This window comes from Thermoanaerobaculia bacterium (genome assembly GCA_035260525.1).
Lineage (GTDB): Bacteria > Acidobacteriota > Thermoanaerobaculia > UBA5066 > DATFVB01 > DATFVB01.
Map to the genome: position 1 here is coordinate 1 of DATFVB010000361.1, position 9,279 is coordinate 9,279.

6 protein-coding genes are annotated in these 9,279 nt (G+C 71.8%); 3 read left to right on the forward strand and 3 right to left on the reverse strand.

The annotated features are described in order from the left end of the window. Positions 1-103 precede the first annotated feature (103 nt). Positions 104-1,411: an arylsulfotransferase family protein gene (locus VKH46_17190; GenBank protein ID HKB72569.1), complete on the reverse strand. Its 1,308-nt coding sequence runs from the start codon at positions 1,409-1,411 to the stop codon at positions 104-106. After that, positions 1,408-2,721: an aryl-sulfate sulfotransferase gene (locus VKH46_17195; GenBank protein ID HKB72570.1), complete on the reverse strand. Its 1,314-nt coding sequence runs from the start codon at positions 2,719-2,721 to the stop codon at positions 1,408-1,410. Before VKH46_17195 ends, VKH46_17190 begins: the two co-directional genes overlap by 4 nt. A 178-nt stretch (positions 2,722-2,899) precedes the next feature. Between VKH46_17195 and VKH46_17200 the strand changes: the two genes are divergently transcribed. From VKH46_17200 to VKH46_17210, 3 genes are read left to right on the forward strand one after another with little or no spacing between them, the layout of a single operon-like run. Beyond that, positions 2,900-7,405, forward strand: coding sequence for a crosslink repair DNA glycosylase YcaQ family protein (locus VKH46_17200; GenBank protein HKB72571.1), 4,506 nt, complete (start codon positions 2,900-2,902; stop codon positions 7,403-7,405). Next, positions 7,398-8,186: a DNA-formamidopyrimidine glycosylase family protein gene (locus VKH46_17205; GenBank protein ID HKB72572.1), complete on the forward strand. Its 789-nt coding sequence runs from the start codon at positions 7,398-7,400 to the stop codon at positions 8,184-8,186. The genes VKH46_17200 and VKH46_17205 overlap by 8 nt, the downstream gene beginning before the upstream one ends. Then, a complete protein-coding gene (locus VKH46_17210) occupies positions 8,183-8,866 on the forward strand; it encodes a hypothetical protein (GenBank protein HKB72573.1) in 684 nt (227 codons plus the stop codon). Before VKH46_17205 ends, VKH46_17210 begins: the two co-directional genes overlap by 4 nt. A 155-nt stretch (positions 8,867-9,021) precedes the next feature. Here the strand turns inward: VKH46_17210 and VKH46_17215 are convergent. Then, a partial coding sequence (locus VKH46_17215; protein HKB72574.1) for a sorbosone dehydrogenase family protein occupies positions 9,022-9,279 on the reverse strand: 258 nt, incomplete at its 5' end.

The window sequence follows — 9,279 nt, forward strand, 5'->3', positions numbered from 1 at the left end:
GCCGACCAGGCCCGGAGAAGGCCTGGACAGCTGACGCCGCGGCCGATCGACGGCGACGGCCTCCATGAGGCGGCGCGGCAGGCGCCGGACGGGTTTCCCTCCGCTATTTCGGAAGGAAGGTCAGCGTGTCCCGGGGGAAGCGCGTCATTCTCAGGATCCCGTTGCGCAATCCCTTTCCGCTGAACTCCGGGTTGAGGTATTCCCAGACGATCTCGCCGCCGGGAGTCACTTCGGCGGCCCGCCCCTTCACCGAATCGGTCATCAGCGTGTTTCCGTTCGGAAGCCGCTGGACGGCGCCGACGACTCTCGAGAAAAACTCGCTCCCGGGCGCGTAGCGCCACGCGACCCGCATCGTGAGCGGGTCGATCTCGACGACCTGCGAGCGCTCGACGCCGTTGTCGAAGACCAGAATGTGCCCGTTCGGGAGGAGCCGGGGGTCGTGCTGATACGCCAGATTTCCCGGGCCCCAGAGCCACACGATCTTCTCGACCCGCGGATCCACGATCGCGATCGCGTTCCGGTTCCGGATCGAGATCAGCAGGTTGCCTTTCGCGAACAGGGGCGAGCGCTTCGCCAGTCGTCCGTCGAAGGTCTCCACGTGGTTCGTATGGAAGACGTCGATCGCGGGGCCGGAACGGGGGACGCCGGCGTCCTGCAGCCGCGGCAGGAGATACCCGTATCCCGATCGGCGCAGCAGACCGATGATCGAAATCTCGCGCTTGACCTTCCCTTCCGCGGAAAGGACCACGATCGAGTCGGATTCGATCGGGCGGCTCGGGTGGATCTCGGGGACGAGCTCCGCGCGCCGAGCGAGCGCGTAGAGGTCGCCGGACGGATCGCGCCAGACGTCGTGATGCGCGCGGATCGCCGTCCTCCACCGAATCCGGGAATCGCGATCGAGCTCCACGATCGAGTCGTCATGGATCACCGCGACGACCGAGCCGTCCGGGAGGAGCTCGAAATGACCGACCCACTGCCGGGGCTTCCGGCCCGCGAGGGAAGACTCGAGAGACCAGCGCCAGACGATCCGGCCGTCCTCGTCGAGGAGGTAGGCGCGCCCCGGGCGCTCGATCGACCAGGGCAGCAGGAAATTCAACCCGGGGGAAACGCGCCCCTTCTCGTCGACGACCACTCCTTTCCGGTCCGCCCGCGGATCGCGAGCCTGGAGGATGTAGGGCAGGTTCGACAACGCCGCCGCTTCGTTCGCGCGCGCCGCTTCCCGGCTGGCGGCGGTCTCACCGGGGGTTTTCGGCCGCGTCCCGGCGCCGGTCCGAAAGCGCCCGAAGAACAAGAGAAGCGGAACCGCCCACAGGATCGCCGCGGCGAGGAGCGAGAGCCCGGAACCTTCGCTGCGCAGCCGCGGGCGGCGCAGCGTCGGAACCGGCATCGCCTTCGGATCGCGGCGCGTCATTTCGGGAGGAAGGTCAGCCGCGCGGGATCGACGCGGGTCATCCGGACGATGCCGCCGGGCCCGGTGTCGTTTTCGCCGGTTCCGTACTCCCATACGGTTTCCCCGGAGCGCGTCACCTCGACGGCGCACCCCTTCGCCGACTCCGTGATCAGCGTGTTCCCGTTGGAGAGCCGTTGCGCCGTGCCCGCGACGCTCGAGGGGAAGGTCTTCGGCGCCGCGTACCGCCAGACGACCGTTTGCGACAGCGGCTCGATTTCGATCACCTGCGACCGGTCGACGCCCCCGTCGAAGATGAGGACGTGGCCGTTCGGGAGCATCCGGGCATCGTTCGGATGGCCGAGGTTCCCCGGCCCCCAGAGCCAGACGATCCGCCGCGTCCGCACATCGATGATCCCGATCACGTCGAGGTTTCCGAGGGAGAAGAGGAGGTTTCCCTTCGCGTAGATCGGTGATCGCGCGGCGAGGCTCCCGTCCAGGCTCTCGACGTGATCGAGGCGGAAGACATCGAGAGCCCCGGTCTTCGGATCGAGGAGGGCCCCCTGCAGGCGCGGGAGGAGATAGTCGTACCCGGAGCGCCGGAACACGTCGAGCAGGGGAATGCTGTCCTTCACCCGACCGTCCCGCGTCAGAACCGCGATCGCGTCCGACTCGATCGGGATCGTCGAATGGATCTCGCGGACGATCCGGCGTTCGTGCGTGAGCGCCTCGATGTCGCCGCTCGAGTCGGGCCAAAGGTCATGGTGCGCGCGGACCCGGCATTCCCAGACACGCCGGGAGTCGCGGTCGAGCTTCAGGACCGCCCGATCCCGCAGGACGCACAGGACGGACCCGTCGGGCAGGAGCTCGACATCCTCGACGCGCGGCCTCGATTCCTCGTCCCCCGGGTCGAGCTCGATCGACCAGCGCCAGACCACTTTCCCGTTTCGATCGATCAGGAACGCTTTCGCCGGAGGCGGTGCCGGCGAAAAGAAGAAGCTCAGCCCGGGCGAGACGGCCGCCGCGCGGCCGACGGTCACGCCGCGGAGACCGGAATCCGGGTGCGGCGGCGGCGCGACGTCGAGAAGCGGACTCAGGGCGGCCGCGTCGGAGGGGACCGACGGGGAGCGGGCCTGCCCGTCGAAGGCGACGAGAGGGAGTCCCGGCGCAGCCCCGGCGTCCGGTTTCCGTCTCGGCTCGTGCCCGGCGGGGCGAGCCGGCGTGGCACGCCGAGGCGGCGAGCGGCGTCGCACCGCCCACAGGGCGGGCGGAAGCGTCCATAGAACGGCGAGGAGGACGATCCCGAGCCGCCGCCGCGCGTCACCGGGCAACACGGCGCGTATTCTCCGGCAGCGCGCGGGAAAGAGCAACAATCCGTCCCGCGCCCCGATCATTTGAGCTCATACCAACTGGGGCCGGGCGATCCGCCGGTCCTCCCGCCCCCCCCGGGACGGCCGGCTTCGGGCACGGTGCTTCGGACACGGTGGACAGGCCCGTAGAATGGGAGTCTCGATGGCCGGCTCCTTCTCGCTCCCCTTCCATGCTCCCGTCGCGGAGTGGTTCGACGCGTCCTTCGCGGCGCCCACGCCCGCGCAGCGGCTCGGCTGGCCGCCGATCGTCGCCGGCCGCTCCGCCCTGATCCTCGCGCCGACCGGGTCCGGCAAGACGCTCGCCGCGTTTCTCGCGGGGCTCGACCGGCTGATGTTCGCTCCCGAGCCGCCGAAGGAGAGGCGATGCCGGATCCTCTACGTGTCGCCGTTGAAGGCCCTCGCCGTCGACGTCGAACGGAACCTGCGCGCGCCGATCGCGGGGATCGCCGCGGCCGCGGAGCGGTCCGGCTTCCGCTTTCGCGTCCCGTCGATCTTCGTCCGGAGCGGCGACACGCCGGCGCCCGAGAGAGCGTCGATGCGGCGGCATCCGCCGGACATCCTGATCACGACCCCCGAATCGCTCTACCTCATCCTCACCTCGCAGGCGCGGGAGGCGCTCGCGTCGGTCGAGACCGTCATCGTCGACGAGATCCACTCGCTCGTTCCGGGCAAGCGCGGCTCGCACCTGGCGGTCTCCCTCGAGCGGCTCGAGGCGCTCCGGGGCGCAAACGCGCCGCTCCAGCGCGTCGGCCTCTCCGCGACGGTGCGGCCCGAGTCGGAGGCCGCGCGGCTCCTGGCCGGCGGGGTCGTCGACCGCGCCGGGAACTGGCGGATGCGCCCGGTCGAGATCGTCGACGCGCGCAGCCGCAAGCCGTTCGAGCTCACCGTCGAGGTGCCGGTCGAGGACATGACCCGGCTCGGCGAGGAAGAGGAGATCCCGAGCGGGCCCGCGGCGGCGAGGCCGAAGCGCTCCATCTGGCCCTCGATCCATCCGCGGCTCCTCGAGCTCGTGCGCGCGCACCGCTCCACGATGGTGTTCGTCAACAGCCGCCGTCTCGCCGAGAGGCTGGCCGGCGCGCTGAACGATCTCGCCGGCGAGGAGGTCGCGCTCGCCCACCACGGGTCGGTCTCCCGCGAGCGAAGAATGCTCATCGAGGATCGCTTGAAGCGCGGGACGCTTCCGGCGATCGTCGCCACGTCGTCCCTCGAGCTCGGGATCGACATGGGCGCGGTCGACCTCGTCGTGCAGATCGAGGCGCCCCCCTCGGTCGCGAGCGGGATGCAGAGGATCGGACGCGCGGGACACCGGGTCGGGGAACCGTCGAAGGGAATCATCCTCCCGAAATACCGCGGCGACCTCCTCGCCTCGGCGGCGGTCGCGCGGCGGATGGAGGAGGGGCTCGTCGAGGAGTCGTTCGCGCCGAAGAACCCCCTCGACGTGCTCGCCCAGCAGCTCGTCGCGATCGCGAGCGGCGGATCGCAGGACGTCGACGCGCTCTTCGCGCTCGTCCGCGGCGCGGCGCCATTCTCCGATCTGCCGAGGTCCGCGTTCGAAGGCGTGCTCGACATGCTCTCGGGGCGTTATCCGTCCGACGAGTTCGCGGAGCTTCGTCCGCGCCTGGTCTGGAACCGGACGCGCGGCGTCGTGCGCGGACGCGAGGGCGTGCAGAGCGTCGCGGTCGCCAACGCCGGCACCATCCCCGACCGGGGGCTCTACGGCGTCTTCCTCGCCGGGCAGGAGAAGGGGAAGAGCGCGCGCGTGGGCGAGCTCGACGAGGAGATGGTCTTCGAAAGCCGGGAGGGAGACGTCTTCCTCCTCGGCGCGTCTTCCTGGCGGATCGAGGAGATCACGCACGACCGGGTCATCGTCTCTCCCGCGCCCGGCGAGCCGGGAAAGATGCCCTTCTGGCACGGCGACCGGGCGGGGCGGCCCCGCGAGCTCGGCCGCGCGATCGGCGCGCTCGCCCGCGAGCTCGCCGCGCTGCCGCGTCCGGAGGCGACCCGGCGCCTCCGGACCGAAGGGCTGGACCGGAACGCGGCGAGGAACCTCATCGCATACGTCTCCGAGCAGCGCGAGGCGACGGGCGAAGTCCCGAGCGACCGGACGATCGTCGTGGAGCGCAACCGCGACGAGGTCGGCGACTGGCGCGTGTGCGTCCACACCCCGTTCGGCGGGAAGGTCCACGCGCCGTGGTCGATCGCCGTCGAGGCGAAGATCCGGCGCGAGACGGGTCTCGACGTCGAGACGATCTGGAGCGACGACGGCATGGTCTTTCGATTCCCCGAGTCGGATTCGCCGCCCGCTTCCGCGCTCTTCTTCCCCGATGCCGCCGAGGCGGAGTCGCTCGTGACGGAGCGGCTCCCGGAGACCTCGCTCTTCGCGGCCCACTTCCGCGAAGCCGCCGGCCGCGCCCTGCTCCTCCCGCGCCGCCGGCCGGGGATGCGCCAGCCGCTGTGGCGGCAACGCAAGCGTTCCGCCGATCTGCTCGCGGTCGCGTCCCGCTTCCCCTCGTTCCCGATCGTTCTCGAGACGTATCGCGAATGCCTGAAGGACGTCTTCGACCTTCCCGGCCTCGCCGAGATCCTGGGGGACGTGGGCCGCCGCAAGATCCGCGTCCTCACGGTCGACACCGACGTCCCGTCGCCGTTCGGTTCCTCGCTGCTGTTCTCCTACGTCGCCAGCTTCATCTACGACGGCGACGCGCCGCTCGCCGAGCGGCGCGCCCAGGTGCTGTCGGTCGACCTCGCGCAGTTGAAGGAGCTCCTCGGAGAGGCCGACCTGCGGGAGCTGCTCGATCCCGACGCGATCGAGGAGCACGAGCGCCGCCTGCAGGGCCTCGCGGAGGGGCGACGCGCGGCGTCGCCGGACGCGCTCCACGCGCTGCTCCTGCGCGTCGGCGACCTGACCGAGGCGGAGATCGCGGCCCGCGCGGAGCCCGGCGCCCCCGTCCGGCGCTGGCTCGAGGCGTTGCTCGGCGAACGGCAGGTCGCGCGCGCGCGTCTGGCCGGAGAGGAGCGCTTCATCGCCGCGGAGGACCTCGCGCGCTACCGCGACGCCGCGGGCGTCGTCCCCCCGCGCGGCTATCCGGAAGCGCTGCTCGCGCCCGTTGCCGACGCCGCCGGCGACCTCGTCTCCCGCTACGCCCGAACGCACGGGCCGTTGCGCGCGGAGGACGCCGCGCGCCGTCTCGGGCTCTCCGGGCCCGCGGTCCGCTCGGCGCTCGAGCGGCTCTCGGAGCGCGGCCGCGTCGCGGAAGGCGCGTTCCGTCCCGGCGGCTCCGCGCGCGAGTGGTGCGACGTCGAGGTGCTGAAAGCGATCAAGCAGAAGTCGATGGCGAAGCTCCGACGGCAGGCGGAGCCTCAGCCGCGCGCCGCGCTCGCCCGCCTCGCCGTCGCGTGGAACGGGATCGGAGCCTGCCGGCGCGGGGCGGAGGCCCTGCTCGCCGCGATCGAGCAGCTGCAGGGCTGCGCGCTTCCCGCGTCGGTGCTCGAGACGGAGATCCTTCCGGCGAGGATCGAGGGGTACCGGCCGGCGGACCTCGACCTCCTCTGCGCGACGGGAGAGGTCGTCTGGTGCGGGATCGAGCCGATCGCCGACCGCGACGGACGCATCGCGCTCTTCCTCGCCGACCGGGCGCCGGCTCTCGCGCCCCTTCCGCGCGGCGTCGAAGACGAGCTCCCCCGCCGGGTGCTCGAGGTTCTCGCCCGCCGCGGGGCGTCCTTCTTCGCGGACGTCCAGCGGGACCTCGGCGCGTTCTCCGGCGACCTCGTCGAGGCGCTGTGGGACCTCGTCTGGGCGGGTCGGATCACGAACGACACGCTCGCTCCGCTCCGCAGCCGGATCGCCCGGCGGGCGCGCGGATCGCGGAAATCCGAGCCGGGCGGGACGCTCCGCCGCCCCCGGCTCTCGCCTCCGGGGACCGAGGGCCGCTGGTCGCTCGCGCCCGCTCCGGATCGCGACGTCTCCGGCGCGCCGAACCGGCGCGACTCCGGCACGCCGAACCGACGCGACTCCGGCGCGCCGAACCGACGCGACACCGAAACGGCCGTGGCCCTGGCCCGGCAGCTCCTCGAACGCTACGGCGTCCTGACCCGGGAGGCCGTGCGGGCGGAGGGCGTCCCCGGCGGGTTCGCCTCGCTCTATCCGGTGTTGAAGGGGATGGAGGAAGCCGGACGCATCCGCCGCGGCTATTTCGTCGAGGGAATGGGAGCGGCGCAATTCGCTTTGCCGGGAGCCGACGAACGCCTGCGGGTCCCCGACCGCGAGCCGCGGAGCGTCGTCCTCGCCGCGACCGACCCCGCGAACCTCTACGGGGCCTCGCTGCCGTGGCCCGAGGGCTCGGGACCGCGCCCGCAGCGCGTTCCCGGCGGCCTCGTGGTGCTGCGCGACGGAGAGCTCCTCGCCTACCTTCCGCGCGGCGAGCGGGAGGTGACGCTCTTCGGGGCACCTCCGGCGGCCGAAGCGGTCGCCGAGGCTCTCGCGCGGCGCGCGTCGGAGGCGGGGCGCCGCGGGCTCCTCGTCGCGCGCCTCGGCGGAGAGGACGCCGTGGTCTCCCCCGCCGCCGAAGCGTTCCGGCGGCACGGCTTCGTCGGCGGACGCTCGGGCCTGCTCCATCGGCCGAAAGCCGAGCGGGACGCCGATGCCTGAAGGAGACACGATCTCGAGAGCGGCGTTCACGCTGTCGCGGGCGCTCGCGGGAAAGACCGTGCGGCGGTTTCGCTGCGCCGGCGCGAGCGCGTCGAGGGCGGCGCTCGCCGGCCGCCGCATCGATTCGGTCGCCGCGGCCGGGAAGAACCTCCTCGTCCGCTTCGACGACGGCCGGACGCTCCGGACGCACATGCGGATGCACGGCTCGTGGCACCTCTATCGTCCGGGCGAGCGCTGGCGTCTTCCCGAGAGCCTCGCCCGCGCCGTGCTCGAGACCGACGATTGGACCGCGGTCTGCTTCTCGGCGCCGGTCGTCGAGGTCCTGCGCCCGGGAGAGGAGCGCTCGCATCCGGCGCTCGCCCGGCTCGGACCGGACGTCCTCGGAGAGAATTTCCGGGAGGACGAAGCCGTGTCGCGCCTCCGCGCCCGTCCCGACCTCGAGGTCGGGGACGCGCTCCTGCGGCAGGACCGGATCGCGGGGATCGGGAACATCTGGAAATCGGAAACGCTCTTTCGCTGCCGCGTCGACCCGTTCGCGCGCGTTTCGACGCTCTCCGACGCCGTGCTCGCGAAGGTCGTGCGCGAAGCCCGCAAGCTGATGGGAAGGAACTCCGGCGAAGCTTATCGGCCGGCCAAGCCGACGCTCGCCGGAACTTACGCCGTCTATCGCCGGAGCGGAAAGCCGTGCCGGCGCTGCGGGACGGCGATCGCGATGCGGCGTCAGGGCGAAGAGAAGCGGAGCACCTACTTCTGTCCGGCGTGTCAGGAGACCGCGCCTTGAGCCCGCTGTCGCGTTACGAGCGCCTCCTCGCGAAGGTTTCGCGACGATTCGCGGCGACCGCCCGTCGCCACGGCGGCGAGATCGCCTGCCGCGTCGGATGCTTCGGCTGCTGCGTCGGGCTTTTCGAGATCACCGCCCTCGACGCCGCGGTCGCCGCCCGGGGCCTCGCGAAGCTCCCCCCGGCGCGGCGGCACGCGATCGCCCGCCGCGCCGAGGCGATCGCCCGGCGCATCGCCCGAATCTTTCCCGGCGACGCCAAGACGCTTCTGCTCGACGTCCGGCGCCAGAAGGACTGGGACGCTTTCTTCGAGAAGACGGCCGCGATCGCGTGCCCGTTCCTCGTGCCGATCGGCGGCACAGGCGGCACCGCGGCGGCCGCGGCGCGGAAGCGTCGCTGGCCGACCGGATTCGTCTGCGCGATCTACGCCCACCGCCCCCACGCCTGCCGGACCTTCGGCTTGCCCCTCGCGAACCGCGGAACGGTCGTGTCCGAGCCGTGCCGTCTGAATTTCCGCGGCGCGCCGCAGGAAAAGATCGCGGCGGCGGCGCTTCCGGTCTATGAGCCGGAGGAAGAGCGGATCGCCCGCGACGCCGAGGCGCAGCTCGGCCTTCCCGTCGACGCGGCCACGATCCTGCCGGCGGTGGCTTCAAGTCGATTCATGTCTCCCCGAGGGTCGTAGAAAGGTCAGAACAGTTTCAGTTGTTCGGCGCGGCGAGGCGCGAGGCCGACGGGATGCGGGCGTCCGAGCCCGCGGCCGCGGCGTGCCGGGAGCGTACGTTAAGGCCGCGGGTCGTGGCGCACGCGCCCATCCGCCTCGATGCATCGCCGCGACCCTTATTTGTAAGAAATACGGTAGATGGCTCCCGCCAGATCGTCCGACACCAGCATCGCTCCGTCGGGCATCACCAGCACGTCGACCGGCCGCCCCCAGTTGCGCTCTCCCTGCAGCCAACCCTGAGCGAAAGGCGCGTACGACACGGGACGCCCGTTCTTCAAGGTCACGAGCGTCACCCGGTATCCGACCTTCCGGCTGCGGTTCCACGAGCCGTGCTCGGCGATGAAGATCTGGCCGCGATATTCGGAAGGAAACAT

What these genes read in the sequence shown, in the direction of transcription:
- VKH46_17190 (HKB72569.1), bottom strand. Translation starts at nt 1,411, where the DNA reads ATGACGCGCCGCGATCCGAAGGCGATGCCGGTTCCGACGCTGCGCCGC.
- VKH46_17205 (HKB72572.1), top strand. Translation starts at nt 7,398, where the DNA reads ATGCCTGAAGGAGACACGATCTCGAGAGCGGCGTTCACGCTGTCGCGG.
- VKH46_17200 (HKB72571.1), top strand. Translation starts at nt 2,900, where the DNA reads ATGGCCGGCTCCTTCTCGCTCCCCTTCCATGCTCCCGTCGCGGAGTGG.